At 57.7% G+C, this 18,055-nt stretch carries 15 protein-coding genes and 2 pseudogenes; 15 read left to right on the top strand and 2 right to left on the bottom strand.

Going from position 1 to position 18,055, the window contains the following annotated elements:
* The first annotated feature begins 3 nt into the window (after nt 1-3).
* The 4 genes from ACP15P_RS15775 to ACP15P_RS15760 all read left to right on the top strand — a co-directional run bounded on the left by ACP15P_RS15775 (nt 4) and on the right by ACP15P_RS15760 (nt 5,776).
* The gene (locus ACP15P_RS15775; RefSeq protein ID WP_424929418.1) at nt 4-1,164 is read left to right on the top strand and encodes an ABC transporter permease; all 1,161 of its coding nucleotides are present in this window, start codon (nt 4-6) and stop codon (nt 1,162-1,164) included.
* A complete protein-coding gene (locus tag ACP15P_RS15770; protein WP_424929417.1) occupies nt 1,157-2,767 on the top strand; it encodes an ABC transporter ATP-binding protein in 1,611 nt (536 codons plus the stop codon). The genes ACP15P_RS15775 and ACP15P_RS15770 overlap by 8 nt, the downstream gene beginning before the upstream one ends.
* Before the next feature lie 109 nt (nt 2,768-2,876).
* The gene (gene melA, locus ACP15P_RS15765; protein ID WP_424929416.1) at nt 2,877-4,250 is read left to right on the top strand and encodes an alpha-glucosidase/alpha-galactosidase; all 1,374 of its coding nucleotides are present in this window, start codon (nt 2,877-2,879) and stop codon (nt 4,248-4,250) included.
* Nucleotides 4,247-5,776 (top strand): tryptophan 7-halogenase, encoded by a 1,530-nt coding sequence (locus ACP15P_RS15760; protein WP_424929415.1) that lies wholly within the window; start codon nt 4,247-4,249, stop codon nt 5,774-5,776. Before melA ends, ACP15P_RS15760 begins: the two co-directional genes overlap by 4 nt.
* A 310-nt stretch (nt 5,777-6,086) precedes the next feature.
* On the opposite strand, the gene ACP15P_RS15755 is transcribed toward ACP15P_RS15760, so the two are convergent.
* On the bottom strand, nt 6,087-6,866 hold the full coding sequence (locus ACP15P_RS15755) for a methyltransferase domain-containing protein (RefSeq protein ID WP_424929414.1): 780 nt from the start codon (nt 6,864-6,866) through the stop codon (nt 6,087-6,089).
* On the bottom strand, nt 6,859-7,272 hold the full coding sequence (locus tag ACP15P_RS15750; RefSeq protein WP_424929413.1) for a GFA family protein: 414 nt from the start codon (nt 7,270-7,272) through the stop codon (nt 6,859-6,861). Before ACP15P_RS15750 ends, ACP15P_RS15755 begins: the two co-directional genes overlap by 8 nt.
* 284 nt (nt 7,273-7,556) lie before the next feature.
* Between ACP15P_RS15750 and ACP15P_RS15745 the strand changes: the two genes are divergently transcribed.
* From ACP15P_RS15745 to purU, 11 genes and pseudogenes are all read left to right on the top strand, one after another.
* Nucleotides 7,557-8,189, top strand: coding sequence for a tyrosine-type recombinase/integrase (locus tag ACP15P_RS15745; protein WP_072776096.1), 633 nt, complete (start codon nt 7,557-7,559; stop codon nt 8,187-8,189).
* A gap of 193 nt (nt 8,190-8,382) precedes the next feature.
* Nucleotides 8,383-8,880: pseudogene (locus ACP15P_RS15740) on the top strand (Gfo/Idh/MocA family oxidoreductase); the annotation flags it as partial.
* 27 nt (nt 8,881-8,907) lie between these two features.
* A pseudogene (iolG, locus tag ACP15P_RS15735) lies at nt 8,908-9,897 on the top strand (inositol 2-dehydrogenase); the annotation flags it as partial.
* Between the two features lie 87 nt (nt 9,898-9,984).
* A complete protein-coding gene (locus tag ACP15P_RS15730) occupies nt 9,985-11,016 on the top strand; it encodes a LacI family DNA-binding transcriptional regulator (RefSeq protein WP_424929412.1) in 1,032 nt (343 codons plus the stop codon).
* A gap of 141 nt (nt 11,017-11,157) precedes the next feature.
* Nucleotides 11,158-11,973, top strand: coding sequence for a TIM barrel protein (locus tag ACP15P_RS15725; protein ID WP_424929411.1), 816 nt, complete (start codon nt 11,158-11,160; stop codon nt 11,971-11,973).
* Nucleotides 11,974-12,052: 79 nt separating this feature from the next.
* Entirely contained in the window at nt 12,053-12,997 is a 945-nt protein-coding gene (locus tag ACP15P_RS15720; protein WP_424929410.1) for a sugar ABC transporter substrate-binding protein, read from the top strand.
* Nucleotides 12,998-13,088: 91 nt separating this feature from the next.
* Nucleotides 13,089-14,177 carry an ABC transporter permease gene (locus tag ACP15P_RS15715; protein ID WP_424929409.1) on the top strand — a complete coding sequence of 363 codons (1,089 nt, stop codon included), beginning with the start codon at nt 13,089-13,091 and terminating at the stop codon, nt 14,175-14,177.
* A 26-nt stretch (nt 14,178-14,203) separates the two neighbouring features.
* Entirely contained in the window at nt 14,204-15,022 is an 819-nt protein-coding gene (locus ACP15P_RS15710; RefSeq protein WP_424929408.1) for an ATP-binding cassette domain-containing protein, read from the top strand.
* Nucleotides 15,023-15,087: 65 nt separating this feature from the next.
* Entirely contained in the window at nt 15,088-16,164 is a 1,077-nt protein-coding gene (locus ACP15P_RS15705) for a Gfo/Idh/MocA family protein (RefSeq protein WP_424929407.1), read from the top strand.
* The gene (gene iolG, locus ACP15P_RS15700) at nt 16,161-17,171 is read left to right on the top strand and encodes an inositol 2-dehydrogenase (protein ID WP_424929406.1); all 1,011 of its coding nucleotides are present in this window, start codon (nt 16,161-16,163) and stop codon (nt 17,169-17,171) included. Before ACP15P_RS15705 ends, iolG (ACP15P_RS15700) begins: the two co-directional genes overlap by 4 nt.
* The gene (gene purU, locus ACP15P_RS15695; RefSeq protein WP_424929405.1) at nt 17,168-18,052 is read left to right on the top strand and encodes a formyltetrahydrofolate deformylase; all 885 of its coding nucleotides are present in this window, start codon (nt 17,168-17,170) and stop codon (nt 18,050-18,052) included. The genes iolG (ACP15P_RS15700) and purU overlap by 4 nt, the downstream gene beginning before the upstream one ends.
* Nucleotides 18,053-18,055: the final 3 nt, after the last annotated feature.

Here is an 18,055-nt window from a genome sequence, read left to right as displayed (position 1 = left end):
AGCATGAGCGACCCGACACCACAAATGTCCGGGGCGGTCACACCGCCGGGTGCGCCGTCCGATCACGCCATGAACGCGGAAAAGGAAGGTCCATCGCTGTCATATTGGCAACTTGTGCGGCGACGCTTTCGGAGCAATCGCTGGGGCATGGCGGGGCTTATCGTGTCGCTTCTCATCCTACTGACAGCCATCTTTGCACCGTTCATCGCCCCTTACTCGGTCGAGACAAAGGACAGAAATGCGATCTATTCGCCGCCGCAGACGATCCGCTTCATTGACGAAGATGGAAGGCTGCACGGCCCGTTCGTGCTGGGCTTTGAAGAGGTCATGGACCCCAACACCTTCGAGATCACGTTTGAGCCATCTTATGCGCAAGTCATACCGCTTGAATTTTTCGCCGAAGGGGCGGAGTACCAATTCCTCGGCATGACATTTGACACCCATCTCATCGCGGGCGCGGACGGACAGTTCGTCCACCTTCTCGGGACCGACGGACTCGGCCGCGATGTCTTCAGCCGCATGGTGTATGGCGCACGCGTGACGTTGCTCATGGGCTTTCTCGTGATGGCCGCAGCCTGCGTCATTGGCACGCTTGTCGGTGTGACATCGGGGTATTTTGGGGGGCGTACGGACACCGTCATCCAGCGGATGATCGAATTCATCAAATCTTTCCCGGACCTTCCGCTTTACCTTGCCCTTGTAGCCGTGCTGCCCCGCAACGCCGACCCGATCACGACCTTTATCATGTTCGCGGCGATCATCGTTTTGCTGCAATGGGCGAATTTGGCCCGCGAATTGCGCGGCAAGGTCATCGCGATCCGGTCCGTTGAATTTGTCCGGTCCGCCGTCGCGGTCGGGGCCAGTGACCGGCGCATCATTCTGCGCCATATCGTGCCCAATATGTCGAGCCATATCATCGTCTGGGCCACCTACGTGCTTCCAGAGGTGATCCTGCTCGAAAGCTTTTTGTCTTTCCTGGGTGTGGGCATCCAGCAGCCGCTCGTCAGTTGGGGGGTGATGCTGAACGCCGTGCGCGATTTCCAGTCGCTCGCAGCCGCGCCCTGGCTGCTTTCGCCTGTTGCCATGATTATTCTGTCAGTACTCGCATTCAACGCCCTGGGCGACGGGATGCGCGATGCAATGGACCCGTATTCCAATGACTGAGCCGCTTCTCAAAGTCGAAAACGTTGCCGTGTCCTTTCGCACGGCCGTTGGTGTCACCGAAGCCGTGCGCGACGTCAGCTATGCGGTTGATCGCGGAATGACGCTGGCCGTCGTCGGTGAATCCGGCTCTGGCAAATCCGTCACCGCGCGCGCCGTGATGGGCATGCTCGCCCCCAATGCAATCGTCGGCAAGGATACCCGCGTCTGGTTCGACGGTGAGGACCTATCCACATGGTCCGAGTTGGAGTTGCAGCGTATCCGTGGCAAGCGCATTTCGATGATTTTTCAGGAGCCGCTGACCTCGCTCAATCCGATCTACAAGATTGGCGATCAGGTGGGTGAGATCATTCGTGTCCATCGCGATATAGGCAAGAAGGCGCTGCGGAAGGAAGTGCTGCGCCTTCTGGCCGAGGTGCAGCTGCCCGACCCCGAAACCCGGATCGACCAATATCCGCACGAAATGTCGGGCGGCCAGAGACAGCGGGTGATGATTGCGATGGCGCTGGCAAACAACCCGGACCTGTTGATCGCAGATGAACCGACCACCGCACTTGATGTAACCGTGCAGGCCGAAATCCTGTCGCTCTTGAAGCAACTTCAGACCAAGCATGGGATGGCGGTCGTCCTGATCACACATGACCTCACGGTCGTCAGCAAGGTGTCCGACACCGTCGTTGTCATGCGGCAGGGAAAGGTCGTGGAGTCAGGCGTCACCGCAGAGGTGTTCGCCAATCCGCAGCATCCTTATACGCGGCATCTGATCGAGAGCGAACCCAAGGGCCGTCCGGACCCGCTGAACGAGGATGCCCCGGTGGTGATTGAGGGTCGTAATCTGGGCGTAACGTTCAGCTTCAATGCGGGAGGGTTCTTTCGCCCGCTGACGAAGGAACTGAAAGCGGTCGACGATATTTCTGCAAGAGTGCGGCAAGGTGAGACGCTTGGCGTCGTGGGGGAAAGTGGATCGGGCAAGACTACACTTGCCATGGCGATGATCCGCCTCGGCGTTTTCCACCGTGGCGAGATCACGTTTCAGGGTCAGCGGATTGACCAATTGAGCCGCAAGGAATTGCGGCCGTTCCGGACAAAAATGCAGGTTGTCTTTCAGGACCCGTTTTCCTCACTCAACCCGCGCATGATCATCCGGCAGATTCTGGAAGAAGGTCTGGTGGTCAATAATATCGGAGGTTCGGCGTCCGCGCGTGACAAGATCGTCCGCAAGGCGCTCGACGATGTCCAGATGCCACATGCGGCGCTCGAGCGTTTCCCGCATGAATTCTCAGGTGGCCAACGACAACGCCTCGCGATTGCCCGGGCCATTGCGCTAAATCCGGAATTCATCCTGCTGGACGAGCCGACATCGGCGCTGGATTTGTCCATTCAGGCACAGATCATTGATCTTTTGCGCGACCTGCGCCGCAAACACAGCCTCAGCTATATGTTCATCAGTCACGATCTCAAGGTTGTGCGGGCGCTCTGCCATAACGTCATCGTGATGCAGCACGGCAAGGTGATGGAGGCAGGCCCCACCGCCAAGGTGCTGGAGAACCCCGAAACAGACTACACACGCCGCCTTGTTGACGCGGCGTTCAACGTCGTGGCCTGAAAATGGGCCGCTCCAGTTTGAAAATCAGGAACCTGCATCGTTCGGCCCGGACGCATGGCATGAATTCCGCAATTAACTCAGCCACTGCATGGCAAGGAAGGATTTGAGCATGGCACCATCACCAAAGATCGCATTTATCGGCGCAGGTTCGGCCGTCTTCATGCGCAATATCGTCGGTGACATCCTGCAGCGCCCGGCATTGCGGGATTCGCATGTCGCCTTGATGGATATCGATGAAAAACGTCTGGAAGAAGGATTTAGCATCGCAGCACGCATGGTCGAATCCATCGGATGCAAGGCGCGCATTACGGCACATACAAACCAGAAAGAAGCACTGACCGAGGCCGATTTCGTGATCGTTGCCTTCCAGATTGGCGGATATGAGCCCTGTACCGTCACCGATTTCGAGGTTCCGAAAACCTACGGGCTGCGTCAGACAATCGCCGATACTCTTGGTATTGGCGGGATCATGCGGGGCCTGCGCACGGTGCCACACTTGTGGTCCATATGTGAAGACATGCTGGAGGTCTGCCCCGACGCCTGGATGCTGCAATACGTGAACCCGATGGCCATCAACACCTGGGCGATCACGCGGAAATATCCGCAGATCAAACAGGTCGGCCTATGCCATTCCGTGCAGGGCACCATCAAGGAACTGAGCCACGATCTGGACATCGACCATCGCGATGTGCGCTACGAATGTGCCGGCATCAATCACATCGCATTCTTTACCAAGCTGGAACAACAGCAGGCGGATGGCACACGTCGGTCGCTCTATCCGGCCCTGCACGAGGCCTATGCCGCGGGCACCGCGCCGAAACCCAACCAACACAACATGCGGTGCCCAAACCTTGTGCGCTACGAACTGATGAGCAAGCTCGGCTACTTTGTCACCGAAAGCTCTGAGCATTTCGCGGAATACGTGCCGTGGTTTATCAAGGATGGTCGTCAGGATATCATCGACCGCTTCCAGATACCGCTCGATGAATACCCCAAGCGATGTGTAGAGCAGGTGGCAAACTGGGAGGAAGAGCGTGAACGGCTGAAGTCGGAACACAAGATGACGTTGAATGAAAGTCACGAATACGCATCCGAGATCGTCAATTCGATCTGGACCGGGGCGCCTTCCGTCATCCACGGCAATGTTGCTAATCACGGATTGATCGAGAACCTGCCCGAGGGGTGTGCGGTCGAGGTTGCCTGCCTTGTGGACAGCAATGGCGTCCAGCCAACGCATTTCGGTACGTTGCCACCACAACTTGCCGCGATCATGCAGTCGAACGTCTCTGTTCAGGGGCTGGTGGTCGAGGCGCTCATCACCGAGGATCCGCAGTATATCTATCACGCCGCAATGATGGATCCGCACACGGCGGCAGAACTCGATCTCGATCAAATCTGGTCGCTGGTCGACGATCTTCGCGTCGCACACGGAAACTGGCTGCCCACTTGGGCGCGAAAAACCGAGTTGCAGGCCGCCGAGTGACCCAAAAGCAGCGGCACATCGCGGTGGTTGGGGGCGGCACAGCCGGGTGGCTTGCCGCCCTCATGCTGCGCAAGGCCGCGCCAGATAAGCGCGCGATCCGCATCTCGGTTGTCGAAAGCCCGAACATACCGACAGTCGGAGTCGGTGAGGGGTCGACAGCGATCTTCCGGCAAGTCCTTCTGGACCTTGAGCTGGATGAGGCGGAATTTATCCGAGACACCGGCGCGACGCTGAAATTTGGTATCAAACACGCGGGCTGGCGCAAGGACGGCAAGAATTACTGGGGTCCGATTGATGACCCCAATGCGCTACGTCCCGCGCCGCCGTCGATTCCATCGAACTGGCTTCATCACGCACGCCTTGCAGCAGGCAAGCCCGTCGCCGATCTGCACCTTTTTACGATGCTGATGCGACAGGGCAAATCGGGCCTCGCGATGGATAAAGATGACACCGTGCCGTTGTCCCCTTACCACCACGCGTATCATTTCGATCAGGCGCGCCTCGGGCGTTTTCTGTCGGGCAAGGCAACCGATATCCACCATATCCTGACGGAGGTGGACGGCGTTGAGATTGACGGCGAGACAGGAGACATCACCGGTCTGGTCTGTGTGGACAGGGACGCGATTGAAGTCGACTTTGTGATTGATTGCACCGGCTTTCGGCGGGCCATTATCAGTGAGGTCGGTTCACGTTGGCGGTCCTACGGCGACATGCTCCCACTGAACAAGGCCATGCCCTTCTGGCTCGACCATGCGGACCCCGCAAGGATCCCGAATTTCACTCTCGCGCAGGCCATGGGTTCCGGCTGGATGTGGGGCATTCCGGTTCAGGACCGGATGGGGTGCGGATATGTTTTCTCGGACGCGCATATCAGCGCAGAGGATGCGCAGTCCGAGATCGAGAAGCATCTCGGAATGACAGTTGACGTGCGCCGCATCATCAACATCGATCCCGGTCGATTGGAAGAGGCCTGGATCGGAAACTGCTGTGCGCTCGGCCTTGCGCAAAGCTTTCTAGAACCGCTCGAGGCCACATCGATCCACGGAACCCTCGTGCAGCTTATTTTGCTGATCGGCAGCGGCCTGGTTGATCCACGGGGAAACCTCACTGACGCCGCCCGCCAGACCTACAATGGACAGGTCGCACGGCAGGTCGATGACTTTGCCGATTTCATCAACATGCACTACGCTGGCGGTCGGACGGATACCGGCTTCTGGCGCGACATGACCCACTCCGGCATCGCTGCGCAGCAGAATGCCAAATTGAAAAAATGGCAGTCAGCGCCACTTGTCCCGCAGGACTTCGCACCTTTCCCGGGGCGGCTCCCTCATGTTGAAGAGCAACTCTATCTTCCTGTCCTGAATGGTCTTGGGCTCTTGCCGAAATCCCCGTCAAAAGCTTTGGTTAGAGATGTCGGCATCAGGTCCAGTGCGCGAAAAAATGCAGATGCTTTACAGGATGAATTCCGTAGCGCGGCGGCAAAAGCGATTTCCCACGCCGTATATCTCGCACGGACAGGAACCTGATCATCTTGCAGACGGGATTGCACGATAGAAGTGGGTTTGGCGTTTCGTGCTGCGACAAGTCGTGGCCGACGATACTGAAATTTGCTGGAGTTCTAGGCGGGCCGCTTTTTGGTGGGTGGGCAAGGCCGGCCCAAAGCGGTCACTCGGCAGTCACATCTGATGCTGCGGCGCGGCCCGTCAGACCCGACATTCGCTGCGTGCGCAAAATCCAACGATGTTCGGACTCACAGATCGCGGACAGAACTGCCGTTGAGTGATCTCAAACCAATGTCGGCTTTGGTTCGGGGACAACCAATCTCCAAGCAAGAGATTATGCTGATTTCCTTGCAACCACGACAAATTGCGCAAGCGAGAAGAAAAAGCGCCCCTCATCCGACAGCGCCTGCTGTTCATCGAACCAAGCCTGCGCCTCCGCCTCGTCTACATGCGCATTGGCAATCGCGTATTGCTTCATGAGATGCATCATCATGATGGCAATGCCGTCGGGCTTGAGTTCGTGATCAGTCAGGGTAACGGGTGTAACTGCATCAACTTCGTGCCCTTTGGCCTTGAGGATACCAGGAAGCCGTTCGGGCAGCGTGCCGCTGACGAAATGTTTGTCCCAAGCGGATACTAACTTGGACATGCGCTCGGGATAATCGGAATACCAGATGAAGCTGCCAAAGTGCAGGTCGCTGATCACCAGCCGCCCGCCCGGCTTCAAGCATCGAATCGCATCGTCCAGCGCGCTGTCCACGTCGTTTATGTACTCGAAAACCTGAACTGATACGGCCTTGTCGGCGGCACCGTCTGAAACCGGGAGGTTATTCGCCAAACCCTCTGCAAACTCCACGTTCGCGTGGCCCTTGCAGCGGTCTTGCCCAGCCTTCAGCATGTCCTTGCTGGGATCGACGCCAATGATCTTGCCTGTCGGCCCAACGGCCCTGGCCAACTCGGCGGTCAGCAAGCCGTTGCCGCACCCGATATCAATGATCGTATCACCCGGGCTAGGCTTGAGCGCGTCAAAGGATGCCTGCCGTCGGCGGGTCAGGTCGGCACCTTCATAAGCATTGTTCAATATCCGGGTAATCTCCGCATCAAACTCAAGCATTAGGATTACCCTCAAACTGTCTAGCACCGGGGATTTCCGTGACCCATTGTAGTCTGGAACGCGTCCAGCATTCGAAACTCGGAGCTAGTTCAGCGCGTTGCCTTATCGTTCCGGCCCGAAGGTTATAAGCGGCAGGTTTATCTTCAACGCCGCAGGAATAGAGGCCGGAGCCGCAATCGGGGCAGAAGGCCTGAACACGCGGATTGCCACTATCCCCCACCTTTACGTAATGTTTCGGCGTACCCGTCAAAAGGTCAAAACTATCACTTCGCACAATGGCCAGCGTACGAAATGCCGAAGCGGACAAGGCCTGACAATCCGCACAATGACATATCCCAACCGATGACGGATCAAGCTCCGCCTCGAAGGTGATTGCACCACAATGGCATGATCCATCTATCTTCACGACCTTCCCCCGCAGTCTTCAATTCAAGCTAGCGTGCCAAATTTCTCCGTGAATGTCACACACGCTGTGTCGACTGAACTCTGTGCATTCAGCACCCCATCATAAATGTTCGTTGGGGCCGCTTTTCCTTACTGTCCGCGAAAAGCTGACATTTGTGCAAATTGCAGCATTGGTCATAAAGGGCTCGAAGCCGACCTCAGAGGCAGTGCAGCAATTCTGTGATATGTTGCCTTGTCAACGTCGGGTTGTCGTTGTGGAGGGCATGGCGGATCGGAGGATCAGTCATGGAAACACCAAACCTACCAGCCATTCGCGCGCTAAGACCCGCATGGAACAAGGGACGTATCGTTGGCCAGAAACGACCACTGAAACCAAAACACGTCTGGGCGATCCGCGTCAGACTTGAACTGGCGGAGAACCATCGAGACCTCGCGTTGTTCAACATGGCGATCGACAGCAAACTGCGTGGATGTGACCTAGTGAGGATGAAAGTTGTCGATGTCATGGCGTCTGGTCAGATCAAAGAACGGGCATCGGTGCTTCAAAGCAAAACACAGAAGCCCGTTCGATTTGAGATATCAGAAGGTACGCGCGCTTCGGTCGAAAAGTGGATGGAAGACGAGCTCATGGTTGGGTCCGAGTATCTTTGGCCGGGCCGGTTTCACGAACGCCTTCACATTTCCACCCGCCAATATGCCCGCATTGTCCGGGACTGGGTCACATCAATTGGCCTAGAAGCCAGCGCATATGGCACGCATTCGATGAGGCGGACGAAGGTGACGCAGATTTACAAGAAGACGGGCAATCTTCGTGCCGTTCAGCTTCTCCTTGGACACACCAAGATGGACAGCACAGTCCGGTACTTGGGCGTCGAACTTGAAGATGCCTTGGCGATTGCGGAAGCTATTGAAATCTAGACTGAAGGGCCGTTCGAGAGGACGGCCCAAAGCGGTCACTCGCCTGGGTGACAGATTGCTGCGTTTGCAGCCCGCTTAGCGGACATTGGCCGCACCCGCGTTGTTCCACCTTTTTAGATGACCGCAGAGCGGAGGAAGCGGTCATGCGGTTTCTGACTGTGCATGACGGCGTTGCGCACCTCTCGGCAGCCAAGTCGTCGACCAGATGGTCTATCTACTCGGTCCTGTGGCAGCAGTGGATGCGCAACTGGATACCTTCGATTTCCCTGAAGGCCCAACAGACGTGAGCTTCACCCTGACACTTCGGCATGAAAGTGGCGCGCACAGCCATCTGTCTGCATGCAAGCTGAACTACATCGACGACCGCGAATTGCGCGTGATTGGTGACAAGGGCAGCTATGTCTCCAAGACCACCGACGTTCAGGCGCAGCACATCTTTGCTGGCAAGCGGCCCGCCGATGATCTGGCGACCTGGGGCTACGAGCCCGAGTCGAACTGGGGCACGCTGCGCACGTCGCAAGGCGCAGAGCGCGTCCCGTCAGAGCAAGGTCGCTATCACGATTACTACTCCGCTTTCGCCGCCGCCGTGATGGCCGGTACCCCGCCCCCTGTGACGGCAGAGACCGGTGCACGCACTCTAGCCATTCTAGACGCCGCGCGGCAGAGCGCCGCCGAGGACCGATCCATCTGAATCTGACAGGCAGGAAAGACATGTTAAAAAGTCGGACTACTCGGCGCGGGGCGTATCGCGGGCGTCCACGCCACGGCCATCTCGGGCCACACAGACAGCAGGCTCGTGGCGATTTCGGATCATATTGCAGCCAATGCCGAGAAGCTCGCAGCCCAGTATGGGTGTACAGCGCGGACAACCGAAGAGATCATCGCTGATCCCCAGATTGACGCGGTGCTGATCGCCACTTCAACCGATACCCATTCCGAGCTGATCGAGGCGGCAACTGCTGCGGGCAAGGCCGTGCTCTGCGAGAAGCCGGTGGACCTCAGCCTCGAACGCGCCCGCTCCTGTAAGACCAACATCGCAGTCTACGGCCTGCCGGTGATGATTGGGTTCAACCGACGCTTCGATCCGAACTTCAGCGCACTCAAGACAGCACTGGACGCTGGCGAGATCGGCAAGGCCGAACTGTTGTCGATCACCTCATTCGACCCCGCCCCGCCGCCCGTGGCTTACATCAAGGTCTCTGGAGGGCTGTTCCGGGACATGATGATCCATGATTTCGATATGGCCAACTTCATCATGGGGGAAGCGCCCATGAGCATCATGGCCGCTGGATCTTCTAGCGTGGACCCCGAAATCGGGGCGGCGGGTGACGTCGATACAGCCGATGTGACCATGACTTATGCGGACGGACGCATCTGCGTCATCAAGAACTCGCGGCGTGCCGTTTATGGCTACGACCAGCGAGTTGAACTTCTCGGGTCCGAAGGTCTTCTACAAGCACAGAATACGCTGGAGAACACGGTTGTGAAATCCACCACGGCTGGGGTGACTGGGGCAAAGCCCACCTACTTCTTCCTTGAGCGCTATATGCCCGCCCATGCGGCGGAGTGGGCTGCCATTGTTGATGCCATCAACAATGGGACTACCCTCCCGGTATCTCTGGACGATGGCGTTGCGGTACTTGCGATCGCCGAGGCAGCGACGCTATCCGCCAAGACGGGTCGGCCGGTGCTTCTGGCGGACGTGTAGATGGGAGACCCAAGATCTGATCAGGTTGCCACTTTGCATGCTGCGGAATAGTCTCAATGACGAAAATCCGTCATATGAGGGCCTCGCGTGGCGAACAGGGCAACGATCAAGGATGTCGCTTACGAGGCGGGTGTCAGCGTGACGACGGTTGACAGGGCGATTAACGGGCGCGCTACCGTCAGACCGGAAACGCTGAGAAAAATCGCCGAGGCGGCCCGGCGTGTAGGCTATCACGGTATGGGCACGTTCCGGGATCGGCTCAATCAAACAATTCCGGAACTCAAACTCGGCTTCGTGCTCCTGAAGCCGACCCAGGAATTCTATCGCAATTTTGCGCATGAAATCGAGGAGGCGGTCGCGGCGCGGTCGGATGTTCACGCCAAAGCGATCGTTCGGTTCTCGTCATCGCAGTCTCCAGCCGAATTTGCAGATATCCTGACAGAGCTAGGTCAGACCTGCGATGCGATTGCCGGTTCGGCGGTGAACGACCAGAAACTCGATCGGATCGTTCAGGATCTGAAAGACAAGAACGTGCCGGTCTTCTCACTTCTCAACGATTTCGCTCAGGGCATTCGGAAGAATTACGTTGGTCTGAACAACATGAAGGTCGGGCGACTGGCAGCGTGGCTAATCACAAGGACCGTTCACAAGCCCGGCAAGCTCGCGATCTTCGTGGGCGGAAACCGTTGGCATGGGCATGATCTCCGCGAAGTCGGCTTTCGGTCCTTCGTTCGGGAGGCAGCACCAGGGTTTTCGGTTCTGGACACGCTTGTGAACCTCGAAACCAGGCAGCTAACTTACGAGGCAACTCTTGATCTTCTCGACCGGCATCCTGACTTGAAGGGCATCTATGTGGCCGGAGGAGGTATGGAGGGAGCGATTGCGGCGCTGCGCGAGCGGCACGCCGAGCCGCAGGTCGCACTGATCGTGAACGAGTTGACGGCAGAAAGCCGTGCGGCACTGGTAGACGGCTATGCCATCATGGCCATCGCGACGCCGCTTCCAGAGCTCTGCAGGGATCTCGTTGATATGATGATTGCCGCCAGTGGCCAAGCTGATGACGGTGTATCAGGGCAATACTTTCTCGACCCGCTTCTACATCTCCCAGAAATCGTTTGATGACGCAAAAACGTCATTCTGCAAAGTCTGAGCACGTCATGAATGACGCGAAATGCTTCCCGTTTGATTGACCGACACTGCAATTCGGCGCAATCGTAATCCTGATCGCCGGAGGGAGGTTCCGGTTGACGGGGGGGCGACATGCAAACAGCGTTGAACCACATGACCGTACCGAATCTCGGCTACGTGTCCTTTCTCGAACTGGCTGCAAAACTCGGCTGCGTCGGTGTCGAAGTCCGAAACGACATTGCTCGCACCTTGTTCGATGACCTTAGCCCGGAAGAAGCTGGGCGCATTGCGTCGGACAAAGGACTCCGGCTTGTCGGACTGAGCCAAGTCTATCCGTTCAACGATTGGACGCCAGACCGCGAGGACGCGGTCAAGTCGCTGCTCGCCACGGCCAAGGCCGCTGGAGCAGAGACCATCAGCCTCATTCCCCGCAACGACGGCACCGCGCTTGGGAACGGTGAACGGCAGGCGAACCTCAGGGTCGCGCTCAAGGGCGTGCTTCCGCTGCTGCAAGACGCGGAGATAACGGCTCTTGTCGAACCTCTCGGATTTCAGCGCTCGTCATTGCGCTCAAAAACGGAACTGGTTGAGACGATCGCCTCGATCGGCGGACAGGACCACTTCAAGATCGTCCACGACACCTTTCACCACACATTGGCGGATGGTGGCCCGATTTATCCGGAGATGACGGGCATCATCCATATTTCGGCGGTGGTCGATCCGAAACTGACCTTGGCACAGATGGAAGACGAGCACCGTGTACTGATCGATGCGCGCGACCGCCTCGGTAATGTCGAGCAGATCGCTGCGCTGATCGCGGCCGGCTATGACGGGCCGATCTCCTACGAGTGCTTTTCACCAGAAACACATGCGTTGGAGGATCCCTTCCTGGAGATCAAGCGCTCATTCGATTTCATATCCTCGCAGCTTCAAGCGCACGCCGCTTGATAGGGGGAGCAACTGCCCTAGTACAGGGCATCCGGCAAAAGAAATGGTGTGCCGGACACCAGCAAAGGGAGGAACCCAAATGAAGAAGACTTTGATGGCGAGTGCCGCCGCGATGATGATGACGACCGGTGCCTGGGCACAGGACGTCGGCGTTTCCATGGCGCTGTTCGATGACAACTTTCTGACTGTCCTGCGCAACGGCATCCAGGAAATGGCCGATGGCATGGATGGCGTCGACGTTCAGATCGAAGATGCGCAGAACGATGTGGCGCGTCAGCTCGATCAGATCAACAACTTCATCGCATCTGGCGTTGACGCAATCATCGTGAACCCGGTCGACACCTCGGCGACCGAGGCGATGACCGCCGCCGCCGAAGCGGCCGGTGTCCCGCTGGTCTACGTGAACCGTCAGCCGATCAACGTCGATTCTCTGCCTGACAACCAAGCCTTCGTTGCATCTAACGAGATCGAATCCGGAACGCTGGAAACTTTCGAGATCTGCAAGATTCTGCGCGCCCAAGGTAAGGGCGATGGGGCTCGTGCATATCTGATGATGGGGGAACTCTCCAATCAGGCAGCGGTCCAGCGGACGAAAGACGTTGACGATGTCATCGGCATGGACATGTGCAATTTCATCGAGATCATCGATCGCCAGACTGCGAACTGGTCGCGTGAACAGGCGACGAACCTGATGACCAACTGGCTGTCGTCGGGCGAAGAGTTTGATGCGGTGATAGCCAACAACGATGAGATGGCGATCGGTGCGATCCAGGCGATGAAGGCCGCCGGTCTTGATATGGATGTGATTGTTGTGGGCGGCGTTGACGCAACCCAGGACGCTCTTGCAGCCATGCAGGCCGGTGATCTTGATGTCACCGTGTTCCAAAACGCTTCTGGCCAGGGTTCAGGCGCGCTCAACGCGGCCATCGCGCTCGCCAACGGCGAAGAGGTCGCACAAAAGGTCTACATCCCCTTCGAGCTGGTGACGCCCGCGAATATCGACGGCTACCTTAACCAGAACTGATCTTCTTGTAGGATGAACCAATCAAAGGAAGCGGCGCGGTCCGTGCCGCTCCCCAAAAAAAAGAGAGGCAACTTCTTGGGAGGAGACAGGAATGGCTGACCAGACTTCACATGGTATCGGCGGGTTGACCTTCGACAAGTCGAAGCGATCCTGGCCGAATGAATTCAACGTTTTTCTGGCCCTGATCCTGATCATCCTCTTGTTTGAGGCACTGGGGCAAATCCTGCCCTATATGAACAATCAGAGCATGTTGTTCGACTTTAACGACGCGCGCGATGGGACCATCCTAAACATGGCCCGGATCAAGATCATCATCCTTCAAGTGTCCATTATCGGGATCATCTCGCTTGGCGTAACTCAGGTTATTATCTCGGGCGGGATCGACCTGTCCTCTGGCCCACTTGTCGGGGCAGCGGCTATGATTGTGATGTCATTTGCTCAGACCGAACTGGTCAACGGAAATCCGAACCCAAAGGCCGTTTTCGGCGCCTGGTCATTTGATTTGCCGGTTCTGGTCCCCCTGATCGTCGGATTGGTCTTCGGGGCTATGATCGGCGCGATCAACGGTTTCTTCATCGCATTCGCTCGCATCCCACCATTCATCGCGACGCTTGGCATGTTTCTCGTTTGTCGCGGTATTTCTCAGTGGTGGACCAAGGGCCAGCCTGTGTCCTTTCCGACCGAGGGCTATGCCTGGATAGGCACGGGCATGATGCCCGTGGTCTGGTTCATCGGTCTGGCGATCCTGTTGCACCTCATCATGCGCTATACAGTCTATGGCAAGCACACCTATGCCATAGGCTCCAATGAAGAGGCCGCGCGGATGTCAGGTATCAATGTGCGCCGGCACAAGGTCATGGTCTACATGATCGCATCAATGCTCGCGGCATTTGCGGCCATCGTTCTCAGCTCGAAGAACCTGACCGCCCAAGCAGGGATGGGGCAATTCTATGAGCTCTATGCCATCGCCATGGCGGTGATCGGCGGCGTCAGCCTGACAGGTGGCCGCGGTTCCATCATTGGGACCGTGCTTGGTGCCATGGTATTCGGCGTGATCCAGTCCGGATTCACCTATATCAAGCTCGACGCCTTCTATCAGTTGATGGCGATGGGCGCGATCATCATCGGTGCCGTGGTCCTTGACCAATATCGTCAACGGCGCGCTGCGGCGCGAACTTGAGGGAGGAGTACAACATGGCAAGTGATATGCAGACCAATATCTCTGGGCAGGAGGCACCGCATTCCTCAGCCCCTTTGGGCGAAATCATACTCGAAACAAAGGATTTGACCAAACACTACGGCGGCGTGCATGCGCTGGAGGGCGCCAACTTCACCCTTCGCAAAGGCGAACACGTCGCGATCATGGGCGACAACGGCGCCGGTAAATCGACCTTTGTGCGCCAGATTACGGGGGTGGAGGAGCGGACCCGCGGCGAGATCATCTTCGACGGTAAGCCTGTGCACTTTGCCGGCCCTCTCGAAGCTCGCAACGCCGGAATCGAGACGGTCTTTCAGACCTTGGCCCTGGCCGATCAGCTTGATGTTCCTGACAACCTCTTCCTGGGGCGCGAGATCATCAAGTGGAAACTCGGGCCATTCTCGATCCTTGACTACAAAGCAATGCGCCAGCGTACGCTCGACGCGTTGGAAAAAACCGGGGTCAAGATTCCTAACATACGGGGCTCGATCGAGCGGATGTCGGGCGGCCAGCGGCAATGTGTGGCGATTGCACGGACCGCGACGTTCCATTCCAAACTGACGATCATGGACGAGCCGACCGCGGCGCTTGGCGTTCAGGAGACGGCACAGGTTGAAAACATCATCCGTACGCTAAAGGAAGCAGGTGAACCGCTGATCCTCGTCAGCCACAACATGCGCCAAGTCATGGACCTTGTGGACCGCATCGTGGTTTTTCGGCGTGGCCGAATTTGCGCCGACCTCAAGAAGGAGGAAACCAACGGCGAAGACGTTGTCGCGTATATCACGGGCGCCAAGACGCAGGCCGGCTACGAAGACGCGGCCTGAAATCAAAGCAGGCAGCCAGTTGAGAGTGCATTTGAGATGCGGGACGGTCTTTTGGTGAGCAAACGATGAAACTCGGTCTTGTAGGTTTCGGCTTTGGCGGTCGTCGCTTTCACGCGCCTTTCATCAAGGCCGCCAACGGCGTTGATCTGGCCGGTGTCGTGGCCCGGTCACCTGAAACGGTGGCCAACGTCCGGGCCGACTTTCCCGATGTTCCCGTGTTCGCTAGCCTTTCGGACATGATCGCTGCGAAAGTGGTCGATGCAGTTACAATCACGACACCTCCCACAACGCGGGTTTCGCTGGTCCTCGAGGCGATCAAGGCGGGTCTGCATGTCGTCGCAGACAAGCCCTTCGCCTTTCACGCTTCCGACGCCGAAAGGATGGTTCGTGCAGCAGAAGCGCAGCGTGTTGTCATCAGCGCGTTTCAAAATCGCCGCTGGGATTCCGATCTGCGAACGCTTGCCGCAGTGATCCAGAACGGCGATCTGGGCCGAGTGCAACGGGTTCACAACCGGATGGATTTCCCATCACTCGACGGCTTGCTGCCGGGTCCTGAAGGCGGTCTTCTCGGAGATCTCGGAAGCCACATCGTTGACCAGATGTTGTGGCTCTTGGGACCGGCGACCTCGGTCTTCGCGCAGACCGAACAGGGCGACGTTCCAGGCGGCAAAACCGATGTCGGTTTCGTGGTAAACTTGCTTCACGCGAGCGGTGCCAGCAGTCACATCGAAGCCAGCAAAGCGAACCATTTGCACGCGCGCGAGCTCCGCGCCTATGGAGAGTCTGGCGCGTTCGTGGTTAAGGGTGGCGATGCACAGGTCGCTGCGGTCCTGAGCGGCGACCTGCCCGTTGGGGGCCGCCCCGACTGGGGAGCCGAGCCTGAAGACGCCTGGGGGACGCTCTACACGGATGGCAAGGCGCGCCGTGTGCCGTCTGTACCGTCACGGTACACAGACTTTTATGAAGCATTCGCAAGCGCTGTGATGCACGGCGGAACACCACCAGTCCTTCCATCAGATACAATCCACACAGTGGCGGTTCTGGAAGCCGCCCGGGTCAGTGCAACCACGGGCCAAATCGTTGAAATCAAAAGGCCGGTTCGCCCCGCTGCGGTGACTGCTTGCCAAGGAGACAATAAATGACCCTTCGTATCGCAATTCTGGGGGCCGGTCGCATCGGCCAAGTACACGCGCGGGCGGTGTCGTCGACACAGAACGCGCAGTTGATCGCGATTTCCGATCCCATGGCCGAGACCGCAAAACAATTGTCCGATGCCTATGGTTGCGACATCCGTTCTATCGACCAGATCGCAGCCAGCGACGATGTGGATGCGGTCCTGATCTGTACGCCGACCAACACGCATGCCGATCTTATTGAGCAGTTTTCGAAAGCGGGGAAGGCGGTTTTCTGCGAGAAGCCCGTCGATCTGAGCCTCGACCGCGTGATAGAGTGCCTTGAGACCGTCAGGGCAGAGAATGCGACCCTGATGGTCGGTTTCCAGCGCCGCTTCGACCCCGACTTCATGACGTTGAAACGGGCCATTGACGACGGCCGCATCGGCGAAGTTGAAATGATCACCCTGACGAGCCGCGACCCGGGCCCGCCGCCGTACGACTACATCAAGGTCTCCGGCGGGATCTTCCGCGACATGACGATTCACGATTTCGACGTTGCACGCTGGCTCTTGGGCGAGGAGGTCGAGTCTGTGCAGGCCGCGGCTTCGGTCCTGACCGATGAGAAGATCGGCGAGCTCGGCGATTACGACAGCGTCAACGTCATCCTTACAACCGCAAGCGGCAAACAGTGTACCATCACCAACACGCGCCGTGCGACCTATGGTTATGACCAGCGCATTGAAGTTCTGGGATCGAAAGGCTCTGTCTCTGCGGAAAACCACCGCGAGGCAAATATCGAGATTGCCGATGGCACGGGCTATGTCCGGCCCCCGCTTCTAAACTTTTTCATGTCGCGATACGTGAACGCCTACGCCAACGAAATCGCTGCTTTCGTCGATGCGGTGACGAACGGTGGGCTGACTCCGACCACCGGCCATGACGGCATGATGGCATTGGCCCTGGCCGATGCATCGCTGAAATCAGTAGCCGAAGGACGTGTTGTCAAGGTTTCGGAGGTCTTGAGATCCGCATGACCAGGTTTGCTCTCCGTGTTCATTGCAAATCCCGCCGCGGGATCGTCTCGGCGATCTCGACCTTTCTGGCGGAACAGGGATGCAACATCACCGACAGCGCGCAATTCGATGATGCCGAAACGGGATCCTTCTTCATGCGCGTCAGCTTCCAGTCGGAAGAGGGCAGGGGCCTCGATGACCTGACCGATGCTTTCGCGCACGTTCGCGAAAGCTTTGACATGGATGCCGAGTTCTTTGACGAAACGACGAAGCGCAAGGTCGTCATCATGGTGTCTCGTTTCGGTCATTGCCTGAACGACTTGCTGTATCGCTGGCGGATAGGGGCGCTGCCGATCGACATCGTGGCCGTGATCTCGAACCACATGGACTATCAAAAGGTCGTGGTGAACCACGACATCCCGTTCCACTGCATCAAGGTCACCAAAGAAAACAAACCCGAAGCCGAGGCACGGATCATGCAGGTTGTCGAAGACACCGGCGCGGAACTGATCGTGCTCGCCCGCTATATGCAGATCCTGTCCAACGCCATGTGTGAAAAGATGTCCGGGCGGATCATTAACATCCACCACTCGTTCTTGCCATCGTTCAAGGGGGCCAACCCCTACAAGCAGGCTTTCGAAAAGGGTGTGAAACTGATTGGTGCGACGTCGCATTATGTCACCGCCGATCTCGACGAAGGACCGATCATCGAACAGGACACAATCCGTGTCACGCACGCGCAATCCCCAGAGGATTACGTGTCGCTTGGGCGCGATGTCGAAGCGCAGGTCTTTGCGCGGGCCATCCATGCCCATGTGAATGGCCGGGTCTTCCTGAATGGAAACAAGACGGTGGTCTTCCCGCCGTCGCCGGGCTCCTACGCCTCGGAACGCATGGGATAGGAG

It is taken from the genome of Amaricoccus tamworthensis (assembly GCF_049800875.1).
In the GTDB taxonomy this organism is placed as follows: domain Bacteria; phylum Pseudomonadota; class Alphaproteobacteria; order Rhodobacterales; family Rhodobacteraceae; genus Amaricoccus; species Amaricoccus tamworthensis.
The sequence above is the reverse complement of the archived record's forward strand: the minus strand, read 5'-3'. Positions and strand labels throughout refer to the sequence as shown.

Coding starts and splice junctions, on each gene's coding strand:
- ACP15P_RS15705 (WP_424929407.1), top strand. CDS start 15,088: ATGAAACTCGGTCTTGTAGGTTTCGGCTTTGGCGGTCGTCGCTTTCAC.
- ACP15P_RS15745 (WP_072776096.1), top strand. CDS start 7,557: ATGGAAACACCAAACCTACCAGCCATTCGCGCGCTAAGACCCGCATGG.
- ACP15P_RS15775 (WP_424929418.1), top strand. CDS start 4: ATGAGCGACCCGACACCACAAATGTCCGGGGCGGTCACACCGCCGGGT.
- ACP15P_RS15770 (WP_424929417.1), top strand. CDS start 1,157: ATGACTGAGCCGCTTCTCAAAGTCGAAAACGTTGCCGTGTCCTTTCGC.
- purU (WP_424929405.1), top strand. CDS start 17,168: ATGACCAGGTTTGCTCTCCGTGTTCATTGCAAATCCCGCCGCGGGATC.
- iolG (WP_424929406.1), top strand. CDS start 16,161: ATGACCCTTCGTATCGCAATTCTGGGGGCCGGTCGCATCGGCCAAGTA.
- ACP15P_RS15710 (WP_424929408.1), top strand. CDS start 14,204: ATGCAGACCAATATCTCTGGGCAGGAGGCACCGCATTCCTCAGCCCCT.
- ACP15P_RS15715 (WP_424929409.1), top strand. CDS start 13,089: ATGGCTGACCAGACTTCACATGGTATCGGCGGGTTGACCTTCGACAAG.
- melA (WP_424929416.1), top strand. CDS start 2,877: ATGGCACCATCACCAAAGATCGCATTTATCGGCGCAGGTTCGGCCGTC.
- ACP15P_RS15720 (WP_424929410.1), top strand. CDS start 12,053: ATGAAGAAGACTTTGATGGCGAGTGCCGCCGCGATGATGATGACGACC.
- ACP15P_RS15725 (WP_424929411.1), top strand. CDS start 11,158: ATGCAAACAGCGTTGAACCACATGACCGTACCGAATCTCGGCTACGTG.
- ACP15P_RS15755 (WP_424929414.1), bottom strand. CDS start 6,866: ATGCTTGAGTTTGATGCGGAGATTACCCGGATATTGAACAATGCTTAT.